Raw genomic sequence first — 15955 nt, forward strand, 5'->3', positions numbered from 1 at the left:
GCCCGACTTTGCCCATGGGCTGTCTTCACGGGAATTCACATTGCCGGGGAGGGGCTTGCCAGCCGCAGCCGCTTTGTCCAGCTTAGCGCAGGGGGCAAAGACATGGGTGCCGGCGGGCAGCGCCGTTGTGCAGTTCGGGGGGCGAATGAGCGAGGGTCAGGTGGTGCATGGCCGGTATTGGTGAGACGGTGCGGTACATCTTGCGGGGCGGGCCGCCGCAGACCGGCATTCCGGCGCGGGTTTTGAGCGAGATCCGCCGGCGCGAAAACGTGTCGGAGCGCCTGATCAGCTGGATCCAGCTCGCGATTGTGCTGTTCTTCGCAGGGCTTTACATGATCGCGCCACGCGCCGAAGGCTCGGAAGGCTTCAATTTCGTTCCGATCGCCCTCGGGCTGTATTTCCTCTTCACGCTGGCCCGGCTGGTGCTGTCCCACCGCACGGAGTTGCCGGAATGGTATCTGCTGATCTCGATCATGGTCGACATCGCGCTTCTGGTCGGGCTGATCTTTTCCTTCCACATTCAGTATGATCAGCACCCGACCTTTTATCTCAAGGCGCCGACGCTGATGTATGTCTTCATCTTCATCGGATTGCGGGCGCTCCGGTTTGATCCGCGTTTTGTCCTGACCACTGGTCTGGTAGCCGTTGCAGGTTGGGTCGGACTGGTCGCCTATGCGGTGATTTCGGACATGGAGCGGATGCGGGTCACGCGCAACTATGTCGAATATCTGACCGGGAATACCATTCTGGTCGGGGCCGAGCTCGACAAGACCATCGTGATCCTCACCGTGACAGTCATTCTGTCGGTAGCACTTTATCGGGGGCGATCGATGCTGTTTGCCTCGATCCGTGACAATGCGGCGGCAAGTGACCTCAGGCGGTTCTTCGCGCCTGAAGTGGCTGCATCGATCACCGATGCAGACCGAATGCTGGAAGCGGGCGAAGGAACGGTGCGCGATGCGGCGATCCTGTTCATTGACGTGCGCGGTTTTACCAGAACCTCCGCAACAATGGCTCCGGAAGCGGTCATGGCGGTTCTGGCCGCCTACCAGAACCAGGCTGTCGAGGTGGTGCAAAGCCATGGCGGGCGGGTCGACAAGTTTCTGGGTGACGGGGTGCTGGCGACATTCGGCGCGGTGGAACCGTCCGAAACCTTTGCTGCCGATGCGCTTCGGGCCGCGCGCGGCCTGATCGAGACCTTTGCGGGTGACAGCGGCGCCATGACGGACGCGGGGTGGCCGGGGCCTTTCCGGGTCGGGGTGGCCGTTGCCGCAGGGCCTGTGACTGTCGGCGTCGTCGGGTCCAGAACCCGGCTGGAATTCACGGTGATCGGCGATGCGGTCAACCGGGCGGCCAAGCTTGAAGATGCCAACAAGACGGAAGCCTGCCGTGGCCTTACCGATGCCGGCACCTGGGATCTGGCGCTCAAACAGGGGTATGTCGGGACACCTGCCGAAATACGCTCCCAACGCCCGGTCACCGGGATCAGGCGGCCGCTGGATCTGGCGGTACTGGCCTGATCCGGACCCGGCGGATGTTTACCCCTTCCGAAGACGGCTCGGCACCTGACGATTGGGCGTCTTTATAGCTAAAAACCGCTATATTTCCTCATCCTCACTTGATCTTCACCACCATTTCGATAGTGTCGTCGTCACGTTGACGCTTTCGTCAATAAGAGATCAAAAAAGATAAAAATACAGACGGTTAAAGCCTAAATCAGGAGGTGTATATGCAGCTGGACAACACGGTCTCCGCTGTGGTGACGGGCGGAGCGTCCGGGCTTGGGGCGGCAACGGCGCGCATGCTGGCCGCAGAAGGCGTCAAGGTCGCCTTGTTCGACCGGAGTGTTGAAGAAGGCCAGAAGGTTGCGGAGGAAATCGGCGGCCTGTTTGTCCAAGTCGACGTGACGTCGCAGGAAAGCGTCGAAGCCGGCTTTGAGACGGCCCGTGCCGTACATGGCGCGGAACGGATTCTGGTCAATTGTGCAGGGATCGCACCGGTCGCAAAGACCACATCGCGCGGTGCCCACCACCCGATGGACATGTTCGAAAAGGTGATTGCAGTCAATCTTGTCGGCTCCTTCCGCTGCGTCACCCTGTCCTCCACATCAATGGCTGAGCTGGAGCCGGTCAATGGCGATGGCGCACGCGGGGTGATCGTCTCGACCGCCTCTGTTGCGGCCTTTGACGGCCAGGTCGGACAGGTTGCCTATGCGGCTTCCAAGGCGGGGATTGCGGGGATGACGTTGCCGGTTGCCCGGGATCTCGCCAAGTCGGGTATCCGCGTGATGACGATCGCGCCAGGTATCTTTGAAACGCCGATGCTGCTCGGGCTGTCGGAGGACGTGCAGGCCTCGCTGGGCCAGCAGGTTCCGTTCCCCTCCCGTCTCGGCAAAGCCGCTGAATACGCCAAGCTGGTCAAGTCGATCTGCGAGAACGACATGCTGAACGGCGAGACGATCCGCCTCGACGGCGCCATCCGTATGGCGCCAAGGTAACCGGGCAGGTCGGACAGCCTTGCAATTTGCCGCCGGTTCGGTTCGCTTTGAGCTAATCGAACGATGCCTCGTATCGATTGTCAGGCTTCCGGCGCTGAACCGGCATGCTGTGGATTCAGCCGTGAAGTGCAACAAGGCAACGGTATGGTTCGCCGTAAGGGAATGCGTGTCAGGAGGCGGGAAACCGCTTGACGGCCTACAGGCCCTTGACACTTAATCCTTTCCGCCTGGATCGCAAGAAAGCCTCTCAAGGCGTGTTATGCCTTGAGAGGCTTTCCCTCAGAAAAAGCGCTTCAGATTGAACAACTTACATTGTGTTGCGCTTCGCTCATGAACCCACCCCGTCTGGCCAGTCGAAACAATTCATATGGATCTTGCCGCTACTGAGGCACGGCAGTGTCGGAGATTTGGGTGGCAAATTCTTTGAAGTCGCCCATCGACATCAGTTGAACACCTTGCCGTTGCATTGCCACGAGGCCACCAGGATAAACTTGAGTAATCGCTTCGGGAACGGCTGCGACCCGGTAATGATGGTCTGTAGCGCCATACTGCGTACCCCTCACGCAGTTCGGAAATGTCATGCCGATGAAAACCACACTATCGATGTCTTTCGACTTCAAGAAGTCGTTGAGGCTGCTGCGGTCGAAGCCGTTGTAGTGAGGTTTGTAGATCACGTATTCGTTCGGACCGATTTGCTGAACTCCGAGGTCCAGCAGCGTCTTGTAGTCTAGTTCCACCGGGCCAGGTGTTGTCGAGGCGACAAGCTGGGAGCCCCAGCTTCCCGGCACGGCCATGGTAAACTGACCTTGTTCCATCTGCCATTTGCGCGACATGTCCGCATCGCTGCCGTCTGCGTAATACATGCGCACAATATGGACAATCAGCGACCCGGTTTCCCGCCAGGTTTTTACCTGCTCGGCGATTTTCGGCACGACAATCTCGATATCTGTCTCCGGAGCGGAACCTTTCGCAGTTCCCCAGTCGTTTTGTGTATCAATTACGAGAAGAGCCGTTTTGTCTCTGTGCAACTCCGTGTCCGGTGTTTTGAGGTTGTGTTCCAGGAGCGCGTCGAATTTCTCCTTTTGGGACACAGTCCACGGAATTTTGGTGTAGAAATTCTTGTCATAAAATCCTGCGCTTGTTGCGGAAGTATCAGCATGGGCGAGCGATGCAGGAACAAGCATCAGGTAAAATATTGCAAGACGAGCGAATTTGTTTGTCACTTCCATCTCCCATTTTCAAAAGTAGTATTCTCAGCATCGAAATCGAAACAACATGCCGAAGGCAATTCAGTCATCAGGACGGTCAATGGTCAAGAAATATCTAACGTAGAGTGAGTTTGTTTGGTGCCGTTTTTGCGCCCTTCACACGGCTTGATCATTTCAATTTTTTGGGCTCAGTCACGGTTCGACAGTGGGGGCAAGCGGTTGAGCGGTGTATTGGATCTGTAGCCGCCGTATTGCGCGTTATTTCAGTTGAAGTGCAACAAGTACTCCCGGTGCCCGAAGGCATATGATTGGCACCGGCGTTCCGGCAGGGAAACGATGCTGGCCTTGTCGCAAGGTCGAAAACAGCAGTACTCCATGTTCAATTTTCGCGATCTTTGGCTCTATGTTGCCCTGTCCGTTCCCGTGGTTTTGTTTGCGCTCAATTGTCCCCGGTTATGATAAATCCGGGCTGTGCGGGCAGTCGTCCAGTCTGCCGGTCGAGCCTGCAACTATTTCGGCGGATGGTGGGGGCTGCGGGTCAGGAATTGACGGCGTCCGGGATATAGACTTCCAATCGGAGCGGAGTTGGTCCATCGTTTGGGCCGAACCGCTCCGTTTTTGAAGTTAGATCAGGGACCGCAGATGACCCGAACCGCTCCGACTTCCCCGAACCGCCGCCAGCTTCTGATCGGAACCGCCGCGCTGCTGACTGCAAGCGCAATTGCCAAGCCTGGTGTTGCTGCTGCCGACGGTGATTACGGACCGATCTTCGATGCGCATTTTCATATCTTCGATCCGGAATATCCGCTCAGCGCAAATGACGGCTTCACGCCGCAGCCTTTTTCGGTGTCCGATTACCAGAACAAGATCGAGGGCTTGAACTTCGCCGGCGGCGCGCTGGTGGCAGCCTCCTTTCAGGGTGACCGTCAGCAATACATGCTCGACGGGCTGGCCGAGCTTGGGTCGAATTATGTCGGTGTCATCCAGCTTGCCCCTGATGCGACCGATCAGGACATCCTCAAGCTGGACAAGGCCGGGGTGAAGGGGGCACGGGTCAACATCTTTCGCGAAGGCAAGCCTGACACCGGAACGCTGGCGGCCCTCGGGTCGCGTATATGGGACACAGCCGGATGGAGCCTTGAGGTCTATGCATCGGCCAAGACCCTCGTCGACATGGAAAAGGAGCTTGAAAACGTTCCGCAGCTGGTGATCGATCATCTGGGAATGGGACCCGAAGCGTTGCCGGTGCTTCAGCGGCTTGCGGAACAGGGCGCGAGGATCAAGGCAAGCGGTTTCGGACGGCTTGGCTCCATGGATATTCCGAAAACGCTGAAGGCGATTGCAAGTGTCAACCCTGAGTCGCTGATGTTCGGCAGCGATTTGCCGTCGACACGGGCCAAGCAGCCATTCAAGCCGGCCGATATCAAGCTGATCTGGGACGCGCTCGGTGACAACATGGGCCGGATGGCGCTTTATGACAATGCGGTCGCCTTCTACCGGCCTGAAGGCATCCTGTCTCAGCCATAGGAGAGAGGGGCGGTTTCGATGACCGCCCCGGTTGATCGTCAGTGGCTGTAGCTGACAACTTCAACCTCGATGCCGTTTTCCTCGTAAAAGTAGAACCGCTTGCCGGGTTCGTAGTCGGAATGGCTATGGGTCTTGAAACCCGATGCCAGAACACGTTTTTCAGTGGCATCCAGATCGTCAACCACTACTGCCAGATGGTTCAGGCCGCCTTGCGTGACATAGGTTGCGTGATCAGCCTTGTGGTTTCCACCCTTAGAGTAGAGTGCGATGTAACTGGTATCGCTGCCGACATGGAAAGTCACGCCGTTGTCCTTTGCCGGGCCGTGCCAGCGGACATGCCAGCCAAACCAGTCGACAAAGTTTTGTGCGGTTGCCTCCGGATCCTTTACCGTGACGTTGACATGCTCGAGAAATGCGCTGGCCATGATCTGTCCCTTTCCGTTTGAAATTGAAAAACAAGGCTTTTTTGCCTCGGGACACTGGATATAATTCCTCAACCTAAGTTGAGGTCAAGAGATGGTGCGCGAAAAAAATCTTCAGGTCAGGAAAGGCAATGATTTGTTGTCGATCGGCGAACTTGCCGACCGGACCGGTCTGTCGGTGTCGGCCATCCGGTTCTACGAATCCAAGGGGCTGGTGTCACCGTTTCGCAATTCGGGCGGACAGCGCCGGTTTCTGAGAGCCGATATCCGGCGTTTGTCCTTTGTTCTGGTCGCGCAGGAATTCGGCTTCACAATCACGGAAATCGCCGGGCAACTGGCGCAGCTTCCGGAGGGACGCGCGCCGGACAAATCGGACTGGACGCGAATCAGCAAGACGTTCCGGACGCATCTGGATGCCAGGATCGACCGCATGACCCGCCTTCGGGACAAGCTGGACAGCTGCATCGGCTGCGGCTGTCTGTCGCTGAAGTCGTGCCGGCTTTACAATGCTGGGGATGCGGCCGCGCAAAAGGGCAGGGGGCCGCGTTTCCTTCTGGGCGATCACCCTGCAACAGGTCCGGGTTCCAAAACCGGTCCGGAACAGGACACCTGACCGGGTGCCGGGTGACCGTATCCGGTCGTGTCCATCAGGACATCGGCTATTCAGGTGGCTTGGGTCCGCGCCACAGAATCTCACAGGACCACATAATGTTGCGAACGTCATGGGGATGCTGCCATCATGACAGCGGCTCAAACAAAACAAGCGGGAAATCCGGCCATGATTGAAACCAACAGAGTTGCCCGGGGACTTTTTGCATTCGCACTGATCTTGTCTGTCTCCTCCGGCCTGCCGGCGATTGCAGCCGACAAGTCCCTGACACCCGGCGCCAAGCCGGGCCCGGCAGCGCCCGGTGCAAAGCCCGGCGAGGACGCCGCCTCCGGTGCCGAGGTGTCGGACAAGGTGCCCTACACCAGCGTTCGTGATGTGTTCAGCGGCGACAAGACGGTTGCGGGTGAGCCTCTGGTTTTTCCGAGGAGAAACGAATCGATCAAATCTGTCGTCGTGACTTTGGGCCCGGGCGAGGCAACCGCGTGGCATCAGCATGGGGTCCCGACGTTCGGTTACATTCTCGAAGGTGAACTGACAGTGACTTATGAAGGCGTCGGCAAGCGGGTCTATCGCAAGGGCGACGGGTTCCTGGAGGCCATGCATGCGACGCATCGCGGGGTCAACACGGGCGAGGGGCTGGTGCAGGTGCTGGCCGTCTTCATGCTCGGCGACGGCAAACAGCCGACAATACCCGAACAGGCACCGGGCGAAACCCGCGAAAAAATCCAGTAGAGCGGTCGCGATCCCGAAAGCGGCTGGTTTCTCCCCAGTGCCTTGGCCGCAAGGCGAGACAAAATTTTCAATGCTCTGCGTGCCTTCACAACGGTGCCGTAGCTTGTGGAACAGTTTGACGAAGGGCCTGATGGCCCTTCGTTCTGGCTGCCATTGTTAAAGTTGCGCCAGAAGGGCAGGGGTTGGCCAGCCGTCGGCCGGAAACCCGAGGCGCTTTTGGACATCCTGAACCGAGGCGCGGGTGCGGGCGCCAAGAATACCGTCGACCTTGCCGACATCATATCCGGCTGCCGACAACTTGGTCTGCAGCTGGCGCATCTGGGCGTCATTCAGGCCCTGATCCGGATTTCCCTGATTGTAGACCGGCGCACCGGCAAGGCGGGTTGCGAAATAGGCTGCCGAGGTGGTGTAGATGAAGGACTGGTTCCATTCCAGATAGATGTCGAAATTCGGATAGGCGAGGAAAGCCGGTCCGTTGCGTCCCTGCGGCAGGATCAGCGCGGCCGGCAGGTCGCCGGCGATCTGGCCGGAGCGCGGCGTGACGCCGGCAGCGGCCCAGTCGCTTGCCCGGCGCGCCTTGCCGAGCCCGGTCTGGCTCCAGTCCAGTGTCGAGGGTACCGTGACTTCCTGCAGCCAGGGCTCGTTCGGGCGCCAGCCCAGATGCTTGATGAAGGCTGCCGCCGTGAGAATCGCGTCCGGAGCGCTGCCCTTCAGATCGACATGGCCGTCACCGTCGCCATCCCGGCCGTAAAGCAGAATGTCCTCGGGCAGCATCTGCACCTGGCCGATTTCTCCCGCCCAGGCGCCGGTGGTCGTGCGCGGGTCCAGATCGCCCTTTTGCACCATGGCGATCGCCGCGATCAGCTGCGGGCGGAATAGTTCCGGTCTGCGGCAATCATGGGCAAGCGTGGCCAGTGCGTTGACCGTATTGAAATCGCCCTGCACGGCGCCAAAATCGGTTTCCAGGGCCCAAAAGGCGGTGATCACCGGAGCGGGTACGCCGTATTCCCGCTCGGCCCGCTGGAACACGCTGGCGTATTTCTGCATGTTCGCCGCACCGTTATTCATGCGGTAACCGGAGATGACCCGTTTCGAGAAATCGAGGAAGGTCATCTTGAAGACGCCCTGTGCCCGGTCCCGGGACAAAACCTTGCGGTCAATCTGCGCGCCGTTGAGTGTCCGGTCCGCAGCACTTGCCGACAACCCCTTTGCAACGGCCTCCTGTTTCACTCCGGCAAGAAACTGCTGGAAGTTCCCGCCGCATTGCTGGGCCAATGCGGGCGCGCTTGCCGGAAGTGTTGCAAGGGCAAGGAATGTCAGGGTTTTGAAAAAACGGGCGGTTCGAATCATGTCTGGGTTCCGGTTGTCGGCTCTGCGATTTGCGGTGAAAGTGGCTGATCGGACCGGGTGAGGTCAACCTTGGACCGGAGATGATTTCGCAATTGATCCATTGCCCGCAACACCAATTGGCCGTTCGCTGCGGTTGCCCGCAAATTGGTGTTACGGGCAACCGGTGGTGCCTGATCCGGCGGAAATCGATCCGTCCGGCGCGCGCAGGGGACGCTTGTCCACGGATGCGCTGGACCGGCAGGCCGGTTGGGGAAGTGCGACCGGCGGGACGGGGTAAAGCGTGTCTGCATTGACCGGCGAGGTTTGTTGCTGGCACATCTGAAAGGCCATGTCGTAGAGGCCCTGCCAGCCGCCCGGCATGGAGCCAAGATTGTCGAGCGTGGCAAGGGCTGCACCGGCCCGCGCGCCTTTGACCGCGCCTCCGGGGCCGCGCCATGCGCCGCCGATAACTGCGCCTGCCATGCCGCCTTGCACCGCGTCTCCCACCGGATCGCCACTGCCGGCATACCGGTTGGCATAGTCGGTCGCATAAAGCACGCAGTTGGTGTTTGCCTGGGCGGCCGGCTGGGCCATCGCAACACCGCTCACGACAAACGCGCAGAGAATTGCAGCCGCTGGTGAGAACGGTGTGATCGCCATTGAAATACTCCTCAGGGTGATCCTACCCTCGGGAAATCAGGCAATCAAATAACACAAAGTTACGGAATGAAAATCGCGCCAGGCCGTGGTGCCGGTGCCGAAGGTCAGCTGTGGCCCGAAACAAACTGCTTGCTGACATATCCGGTCTTGCCATCATAGCTGACCGAGCACCACCAGCTGTCACAGCTGTCGAGGAGCACCCTGGCTTCAGCCGGCAGGATCGCAACAACCTGCGAGGAGCTGTCTGCCGAGGCCCGCATGTTGACCGAAGCCGTGACGGTTGCTCCCGGCGCTGACGGCAAGGCCGCTGATTCGCCAGACCGGTTCGAGCTGGGGCTGCTTGCCGGATCCGGGTTGTTGCTCAACAGGGCGCCGGTTGCGGGCGCGGCCGGTTGCGGCGTGGAGTTGTCCGGGTCCGCTGCCGTTGCAGCCAGAATGGCGCTTGCCGCATCATCGTTCCCTGACGGGGTTTCAGTGAAGGCAAGGGCTGCGGATGTTTCGGGCTCGATGATTGTCGCTGCACGTGTGCGTAACACATCGTTCGATGTCAGCTGGATATCGGGGCTGTTGGTCGACCGAAGTTGGGCGAGCTCGACACTGTTTTTGAGGGCTTCCTCCAATCCGGATCGGGTGCTGGCGGCCGCGATGTCGAAATGTGTGTCGATTGCCGCGAAGTTTGCGGTTTCCGGAGAGTGATCCTGCCGCATCATTTGCTTTGGCACGATGGTCTGCCCGACATGCAGGAGCCTGGGAGCAACGGGGCTGCCTTCCTTTGCAGCGTAGACCGCCGCGCCGGTTGCTGTGACTGCGATGACGGCAGCCGTGCCCAAGAGCTTGAGCGAGAGGTTTCCGGTTCGGTCACGCACCGGCTTTTCAGCGCGGCCGGGCAGATCCGTTTCACAAAGTGCAGGGCCCGGATCGTCGGCCCAGCGGATGCCGGGGGACGCCACGAGTCGTTTGCTCGAAGGGGTCGAATGGCCGGATTGAGAAGACCGGAAATTGGCCGTCGCCTTGGAAGCGCTCTTGTTCCGCAATTCTATAACTCCGTTTACCCACTCGTCACTCGCGCCGGTCAAGCGCTATAAACTGCCCTGTACGTCAAGGTGAGTATTGGTCATTAGCCCGATTCATTTACGCCTTGTCAATAATATGACACTGGCAAATTTATCAATATCTACCAGAATGCCATTTCATGCCTGCCAATCGAGTCAAGATTACGGCAAAGCGTTGCTCGCGATTGCCGGGACTTTCCGTTTACGAAATAAGCCTTGGATATTTGGCTCTCAAAGCACTTTAGAAATGGTTAACCATAATTGTTCCGGTTGGAGAATTTGCCGGGCGAAGCCGCCATGCGTTTTCAGGGGTTTGGCATTGGATGCAAAGCGTGGCGCCCCGTTTTGGTTGCATTGCCCTTGCGGGGGCTCGGAGAGACCTCTGCATATTGCTGGTCCGAGCAGCTGAGCGCGCCAAGTCTGCCCATCATCTATTGGGGATGGTGTTGAAGTGTTCACGGAACGCCTTTCCATGCGGTTTCCGCCTGGAAAGGCTTCCTGGCCAGCTTGCCATAAGGAATTGAGTGTCAAGGATCTTTGACCGCATAGCGGCGCGACCCGCGCCCTTGATGCTCAATTCCTTATGGCGTCATCGCCACGTCTTTGGCGTAAGTCCAACTTATGCATGTTTCGATTTGCTTCCATATGCAGGGGTCTTTCAGGCCTGCTTCCCCGGCAAACCGGTGTGAGGGACCGTTCTCATGCGCTTGATTCCCGAGGCGGCGCGCATATCGCAGAATTTTCGAGGCGTTTGGCTGCATAAGAAGTGTTGTCCGGGGGATGAGATCCGGCCTCGTCATTCCGGACTGACTGATCCAAAAACTTCAGCAAGAACTCTTGCATTGTGGAACAGGCAGTCCATATTAGCAGCCATGACAAGCACCCAGACCATAGAGCCAAAGACCCGGAAGTCCGGTACCAGCCCCGGACGGCCGCGCAGTTTTGATGAAGCGACCGCGTTGACGGCAGCGCTTGAGGTGTTCTGGCGGCAAGGTTACGAGGCGACGTCGCTGGATGACCTGACTGCTGCCATGGGCATCAGCCGGTCCAGTTTCTATGGGGCTTTCGGGTCCAAGCTTGCGGTCCTCACGGCTGCATTGAAAATGTACTCGGACGCCAATCTGACGCGTCTTCAGGAAATTGCGTCGACCGCCACGGACGATCCGCTTGGCGCGATGCTCAACGCCTTGACCGGACTGGAGGCTGGTCAAAAGGGCTGCCTGTTGGTGAATTGTATCACCGAAATGGCGCCCCATCAGGAAGAGGTGGCCGCACTAGGCCGCCGTCATCTTGAAGAAATCGAGCGGATTCTGGCCGGGACGATCGACCCGAAAAATCCGCACGCCGCACTGGACAAGGCCCGAGCCTTGTCGGCGCTCACGATCGGGACCCTGGCGATGCGCAAATCCGGTTTTCCGCCGGAAAAGATTGCCAGAAGTCTGAAAGAAGCCCGCACGATCCTGTCTCCCTGATCCGTTTTTAATGGAACCATCGCGGTGCCAGACGGTTCTCGCGGTTACAGGGGCAGGATTATTTATGGACCGTTTGGTCCGGAATTAGAGAATACAGGAATTTGGAACATGTCCGATCACAAGCTGTTTTCCCCGATCAAGGCAGGGGCTATCGATCTGAAAAACCGGATCGTCATGGCGCCGCTGACGCGCAACCGCGCACGTGCCGAGGATGATGCGCCCTATGAGATCCATGCCGAGTATTACGCGCAGCGCGCGTCAGCGGGCCTCATCATCACCGAGGCTTCACAGATCTCGCCGCAGGGCAAGGGCTATGCCTGGACGCCGGGGATCTATTCGGATGCGCAGGTCGCCGGCTGGAAGAAGGTTACCGAGGCGGTTCACGCCAGGGGCGGCAAGATTGTCATCCAGCTCTGGCATGTCGGACGGATTTCGCATCCTGTTCTGCAGCCGGGCGGGGCCGATCCGGTGGCGCCCTCTGCCATCTCGGCAAACTCCAAGAGCTTTGACGGTGAGAACTTCATCGATACGACCAAGCCTCGGGCGCTGGAGACCGGGGAAATCGCCGGCATTGTCGAAGACTACCGGAAGGCCGCTGCCAATGCGCGAGAGGCTGGATTTGACGGTGTCGAAATCCATGCGGCCAACGGCTATCTGATTGACCAGTTTCTGAAGGATGGATCCAACAAGCGCACAGACGCATATGGCGGATCGGTCGAAAACCGGCTGCGCTTTTTGAAGGAGGTTGTGGAGGCTGTTACCGGCGAGCTTGGTGCTGACCGGGTCGGTATCCGCCTGAGCCCCTATTCGAACGCCAACAACATAACAGATAGTAACCCGCAGGAAACGTTTGTTAATGCAATCGATCTTTTAAATCGCTACGGCCTTGCCTATCTGCATCTTGTGGAAGGTCAGACCGGCGGACCGCGGGATGTGCCTGAAGGCGCTGACCTTTCAGATCTTTACAAACGCTTTGACGGCGTCAAGATGGGCAATAACGGATACGACAGGGATCTTGCGGTCAACCGGGTCGAAGGCGGAGACGTCGACCTTGTTGCATTCGGGCGCCCCTACATTTCCAATCCTGATCTGGTGGAGCGGCTGGCGCAGAACGCGTCACTCAACCCGTGGGATCAATCCACATTCTATGGTGGTGGCCGGGAAGGCTACACGGACTATCCGGTGCTGACCGAAACCAGGGCTGCTTGACGGCTGGCGGTTGGTCGCACTTGCAGACCAAACTGAAATTGCATGGTGGATGTGAGGCGTGACCGGCTTGCGCGTTATATCCGCTTTCCAAGTTACAGGCTGCCCGCTCCGTCGTGCCTATCCCCACCCTGGGCAGCCTGCAAGACGGCCGGTGCGGTGCTCCTCTCCCGCCCGGCCGTTTTCTTTTCCGGTATCCTTATGTGCCAAGATCCGGATCAACGATTCGGGTCAACGCGCTGCATTGCCGGGCGCAGGTATTTTTCATCAAGTAACCCGGCGGCTTCCGGGTCCGCCACGACAATCAGGTTTCGTCCCCGGCGTTTGGCTTCGTAAAGGCAATGGTCGGCTTGAACCATGGCGTGTTCAAGGAGCGTTTGAGGCGGGCAGAGCGAGATGCCTGCGCTGAAAGTTACACCGTCATCGTTCCCCAAGACCTGTTTGCTCGCGCTTGAGAAAGCTTTGGCCAGACGCTTCGCCGTCATGTCCGCCAGGTCTGCGGAGGTTTCGGCAAGAACGATGGCGAATTCCTCGCCACCGAGCCGGCCGGGAATTGCATCTTTCGGAAGTGTGTCCCTTGTTATTTGCCCCATCAAACGCAGAACCCTGTCGCCTTCGGCGTGGCCGAAACGATCATTGACGGATTTGAAGTGATCTATATCGAGGAGAATGACGGCATAAGGGCTGTGATGCTTGCCGGAACTCTCCAGTAATTGGCGGGCTTTGAAGAAAAAGGCGCGGCGATTCGGCAGCCCGGTCAGGTCATCTTCCATCGCTTTTTCATGAAGCCGGTTCTGAATGCGTTCGAGTGCCATGGCAGCAACGCACATGGTGGTTGCGATTATGCTGATCAGCGCGACGGAAAGATTGTAAGTCGCGGCTGGCGACTGGAAGGTGGTCAAAAAGACCCTTGGTTGGTTGAGCGTGTGGACGGTGATTATCGTGATGTAGGAGGTCGCCTCGAACAACACGATCACCGTCAGAATACGCGCACTTGCAAGCTTCTCGCGATTGAGGCGGATACACATCCACGCCATGGCAAGTGCGGCAATAAGAAGAGTCCCTTGTACGAAGGCGACCCTAAGGGCGACTGAGTCCCGAAAGCCCGGGAGCTGTAACAACAACATCCAGGAAAGCGCCAGCAGGAGTGGGGCCCAAAGGAATCGCTTGCCTTCGAAAAAAATCGCAATGGCATTCGGGCGCAGGCCTGCTCCCATGATAGTAAACGCATTGGCCAGGAAGATGCTGATGAAATTCGGGATTTCGCCACGCAGGCCAATCAGCAGCGTTCCAACAGCGATACAGAGCAATCCGAGCGACCAGACGATAGCGCTTGCTGAGATTTCCCGGGTCCGATGACGCAAGCTGACCAGAAACAGCATAAGCACGCCAGCGCCTGCAAACGAAGCAAACGTTATGCTTGTATAAAGTGTTGCTGAATCAAGCCGCATTTGCCCCCCGTGAGCGACTGCGATGCATCGGTAATTTCTTTAAGCGCCTGCTGGTTAATTCCATGTTTTAATTTATGCTCTAATTCAAACATATATGTAAATATTATTGCTAAATTCAAAAGACAAGTTTCGGGAGTAGGGCTCTCTATACTCTGCAATGAGTAAGTGGTGGAAATTATTTTAATTGGAGTTGATTAATTTATCTTGTCGTTGCTGTCGAGCTGATTGGCGTCAGAATATGAGCATTTCCAGCTTTAATTTGATAGCTTGTTAAAATTTACAGGTTCTTCGGTAGGCGGCGGCGCGTGGATGGATAACCGCTGCAATTCTCCCGTGTCTTGGTCCAGGATTGTCGCGATTGTGCTGGTTGCACCGGCCCGCTGCCCGCTCCGGTCTTCCGACACAATCCGGTTTCTGCCTTCACGCTTGGCAAGGTAGAGGCAGGCGTCGGCAAATTTCAGGGAGACATCAAGCGAACTGGAAATTCCGGTGGTCAGGACACCGGCGCTCATGGTGGCGTGGTTGCCGTTGCCCAAAACAGCCTCGCTTTCTCTGGTGAATGCCTGGGCCAGGTCCAAGGCTGTGATTTCGGCTTTGCGGTGCAAGGCTCCGGGCAAAATGATCGCGAATTCTTCGCCCCCCAATCGGCCGGCGAGGGCGCCTTGCGGAAGAAGACCTTTCGTGATTCTGCCGAACAGGCGCAAGATCTCGTCGCCGGTGGCGTGCCCCAAGCGATCATTGATCGATTTGAAGTGGTCGATATCCAGCAGGATGACGGCGTAAGGTGCCTTTCTGTTGTCCTTGCTTTCAAGCATCTGCCGGCCCCGTTTGAACAGAGCCCTGCGATTTGGCAGTCCTGTCAGATCATCTTCCATCGCCTGTTCGTGAAACCGGCCTTGAATGCGTTCGAGCGCCATTGCCGCCACGCACATGGTGCTGCCGATTGTCGTGATAAGCAGCAGGGTCAGGTAAACCGTCATGGCATGGGTCTGGAAGGATTGCGCGTAGCTTGAGTATTGTTCAAGCGTGTGATGCGAGATCGCAATCAGCAGTGCCACGGCTTCCAGGCTCATTATGATTCCCAGAATGCGTGCGTTTACAAGTCTTGCGGTGTTGCAAAAGGCGCAAAGCCAAATGATGTAAAGCGCGCTTGCCAAATAGGCTCCATTCACGAAACCGACCCGCAGATAGACTTGCTCGCGAAACGCTGGAAGCAGCCATAAAGCCGCCCAAAAGCCGGACAGAAGAAAAGGCAGCCACAAAAACGGCTTCCGGCCGCACAGCGAAGCCACGGCATTGGGGCGTAGGCCTGCTCCGGTGATAAGTACCAGATTAGCGACGAAAATGCTGAGTGAGTCCGGGATCGATCCCCTCAAACCGACCAGCAGCATGCCGATAGCGATTGCAAGAAGCCCGAATGCCCAAACGATCCCGCTGAAGGTGATTTCTGCCGTGCGGTGACGTAGGGAAAGTGTAAAAAGAAGCATGACTACCACGCCAGCGAATGTCGCGAAGGTTACACTTGCAAAGAGCGTAGCCGAGTCCAGTTTCATGAGGCCTGACGGGTCTTGTGTGCGAGGATTGTTTTGATTTTGTTTTATCGATAATTTTTCTTATTATGGATGCCGGGGCGCATCAAGCTTTTTGAATGATATTCTATGGAGCGTTGGACTTTGGAAAGAAATTTCCGGGGCTTCTCTTGGACTCCCGTTGATAAAATCTGGTGTGTAAAGTCTTTTTTTATTTCTTGTGTTGCAGTGAGTGAATTCAAGCGCCAAGTGCAACACAA

Annotated in this window: 14 protein-coding genes; 7 read left to right on the top strand and 7 right to left on the bottom strand. The window is 57.6% G+C overall.

Translation table 11 applies throughout. The features are described from left to right. Positions 1–167: 167 nt before the first annotated feature. Together E1297_RS23500 and E1297_RS23505 are read left to right on the top strand one after the other, a co-directional pair. Positions 168–1520 carry an adenylate/guanylate cyclase domain-containing protein gene (locus tag E1297_RS23500; protein WP_155142837.1) on the top strand — a complete coding sequence of 451 codons (1353 nt, stop codon included), beginning with the start codon at positions 168–170 and terminating at the stop codon, positions 1518–1520. Between the two features lie 209 nt (positions 1521–1729). Further along, the gene (locus tag E1297_RS23505; RefSeq protein ID WP_155142839.1) at positions 1730–2497 is read left to right on the top strand and encodes an SDR family NAD(P)-dependent oxidoreductase; all 768 of its coding nucleotides are present in this window, start codon (positions 1730–1732) and stop codon (positions 2495–2497) included. Positions 2498–2877: 380 nt separating this feature from the next. Here the strand turns inward: E1297_RS23505 and E1297_RS23510 are convergent, their stop codons facing one another. Continuing rightward, positions 2878–3720: an isochorismatase family cysteine hydrolase gene (locus E1297_RS23510; protein ID WP_196223390.1), complete on the bottom strand. Its 843-nt coding sequence runs from the start codon at positions 3718–3720 to the stop codon at positions 2878–2880. Between the two features lie 627 nt (positions 3721–4347). Between E1297_RS23510 and E1297_RS23515 the strand changes: the two genes are divergently transcribed. After that, positions 4348–5232, top strand: a complete 885-nt coding sequence (locus E1297_RS23515) for an amidohydrolase (RefSeq protein WP_155142848.1) — start codon at positions 4348–4350, stop codon at positions 5230–5232. Positions 5233–5270: 38 nt separating this feature from the next. Here the strand turns inward: E1297_RS23515 and E1297_RS23520 are convergent, their stop codons facing one another. Continuing rightward, positions 5271–5657 carry a VOC family protein gene (locus E1297_RS23520; RefSeq protein ID WP_155142850.1) on the bottom strand — a complete coding sequence of 129 codons (387 nt, stop codon included), beginning with the start codon at positions 5655–5657 and terminating at the stop codon, positions 5271–5273. Between the two features lie 91 nt (positions 5658–5748). On the opposite strand from E1297_RS23520, the gene soxR reads away from it, so the two are divergent. Both soxR and E1297_RS23530 read left to right on the top strand, forming a co-directional pair. Then, positions 5749–6267: a redox-sensitive transcriptional activator SoxR gene (soxR, locus tag E1297_RS23525; RefSeq protein ID WP_155142852.1), complete on the top strand. Its 519-nt coding sequence runs from the start codon at positions 5749–5751 to the stop codon at positions 6265–6267. 165 nt (positions 6268–6432) lie between these two features. Continuing rightward, positions 6433–6996 carry a cupin domain-containing protein gene (locus E1297_RS23530; RefSeq protein ID WP_155142854.1) on the top strand — a complete coding sequence of 188 codons (564 nt, stop codon included), beginning with the start codon at positions 6433–6435 and terminating at the stop codon, positions 6994–6996. Positions 6997–7152: 156 nt separating this feature from the next. Here E1297_RS23530 and E1297_RS23535 read toward each other — a convergent pair whose 3' ends face one another. The 3 genes from E1297_RS23535 to E1297_RS23545 form a co-directional block, all read right to left on the bottom strand. Beyond that, on the bottom strand, positions 7153–8346 hold the full coding sequence (locus E1297_RS23535; RefSeq protein WP_155142856.1) for a lytic murein transglycosylase: 1194 nt from the start codon (positions 8344–8346) through the stop codon (positions 7153–7155). A 150-nt stretch (positions 8347–8496) separates the two neighbouring features. After that, a complete protein-coding gene (locus E1297_RS23540) occupies positions 8497–8985 on the bottom strand; it encodes a hypothetical protein (RefSeq protein ID WP_209015955.1) in 489 nt (162 codons plus the stop codon). A gap of 104 nt (positions 8986–9089) precedes the next feature. Beyond that, positions 9090–10019, bottom strand: coding sequence for an SH3 domain-containing protein (locus tag E1297_RS23545; protein WP_155142858.1), 930 nt, complete (start codon positions 10017–10019; stop codon positions 9090–9092). An 890-nt stretch (positions 10020–10909) separates the two neighbouring features. On the opposite strand from E1297_RS23545, the gene E1297_RS23550 reads away from it, so the two are divergent. Together E1297_RS23550 and E1297_RS23555 are read left to right on the top strand one after the other, a co-directional pair. Continuing rightward, entirely contained in the window at positions 10910–11509 is a 600-nt protein-coding gene (locus E1297_RS23550) for a TetR/AcrR family transcriptional regulator (RefSeq protein ID WP_155142860.1), read from the top strand. Positions 11510–11617: 108 nt separating this feature from the next. Next, positions 11618–12718: an alkene reductase gene (locus E1297_RS23555; protein ID WP_155142862.1), complete on the top strand. Its 1101-nt coding sequence runs from the start codon at positions 11618–11620 to the stop codon at positions 12716–12718. A gap of 215 nt (positions 12719–12933) precedes the next feature. Here the strand turns inward: E1297_RS23555 and E1297_RS23560 are convergent, their stop codons facing one another. Together E1297_RS23560 and E1297_RS23565 are read right to left on the bottom strand one after the other, a co-directional pair. After that, positions 12934–14166, bottom strand: a complete 1233-nt coding sequence (locus tag E1297_RS23560) for a GGDEF domain-containing protein (RefSeq protein ID WP_155142863.1) — start codon at positions 14164–14166, stop codon at positions 12934–12936. Positions 14167–14420: 254 nt separating this feature from the next. Further along, positions 14421–15653, bottom strand: a complete 1233-nt coding sequence (locus tag E1297_RS23565; RefSeq protein ID WP_196223391.1) for a diguanylate cyclase — start codon at positions 15651–15653, stop codon at positions 14421–14423. Positions 15654–15955: the final 302 nt, after the last annotated feature.

The sequence above is a fragment of the Roseibium sp. RKSG952 genome (assembly GCF_009711355.1).

What these genes read in the sequence shown, in the direction of transcription:
- E1297_RS23500 (WP_155142837.1), top strand. Translation starts at nt 168, where the DNA reads ATGGCCGGTATTGGTGAGACGGTGCGGTACATCTTGCGGGGCGGGCCG.
- E1297_RS23505 (WP_155142839.1), top strand. Translation starts at nt 1,730, where the DNA reads ATGCAGCTGGACAACACGGTCTCCGCTGTGGTGACGGGCGGAGCGTCC.
- E1297_RS23515 (WP_155142848.1), top strand. Translation starts at nt 4,348, where the DNA reads ATGACCCGAACCGCTCCGACTTCCCCGAACCGCCGCCAGCTTCTGATC.
- E1297_RS23520 (WP_155142850.1), bottom strand. Translation starts at nt 5,657, where the DNA reads ATGGCCAGCGCATTTCTCGAGCATGTCAACGTCACGGTAAAGGATCCG.
- soxR (WP_155142852.1), top strand. Translation starts at nt 5,749, where the DNA reads ATGGTGCGCGAAAAAAATCTTCAGGTCAGGAAAGGCAATGATTTGTTG.
- E1297_RS23530 (WP_155142854.1), top strand. Translation starts at nt 6,433, where the DNA reads ATGATTGAAACCAACAGAGTTGCCCGGGGACTTTTTGCATTCGCACTG.
- E1297_RS23535 (WP_155142856.1), bottom strand. Translation starts at nt 8,346, where the DNA reads ATGATTCGAACCGCCCGTTTTTTCAAAACCCTGACATTCCTTGCCCTT.
- E1297_RS23540 (WP_209015955.1), bottom strand. Translation starts at nt 8,985, where the DNA reads ATGGCGATCACACCGTTCTCACCAGCGGCTGCAATTCTCTGCGCGTTT.
- E1297_RS23550 (WP_155142860.1), top strand. Translation starts at nt 10,910, where the DNA reads ATGACAAGCACCCAGACCATAGAGCCAAAGACCCGGAAGTCCGGTACC.
- E1297_RS23555 (WP_155142862.1), top strand. Translation starts at nt 11,618, where the DNA reads ATGTCCGATCACAAGCTGTTTTCCCCGATCAAGGCAGGGGCTATCGAT.
- E1297_RS23560 (WP_155142863.1), bottom strand. Translation starts at nt 14,166, where the DNA reads ATGCGGCTTGATTCAGCAACACTTTATACAAGCATAACGTTTGCTTCG.
- E1297_RS23565 (WP_196223391.1), bottom strand. Translation starts at nt 15,653, where the DNA reads ATGCTTCTTTTTACACTTTCCCTACGTCACCGCACGGCAGAAATCACC.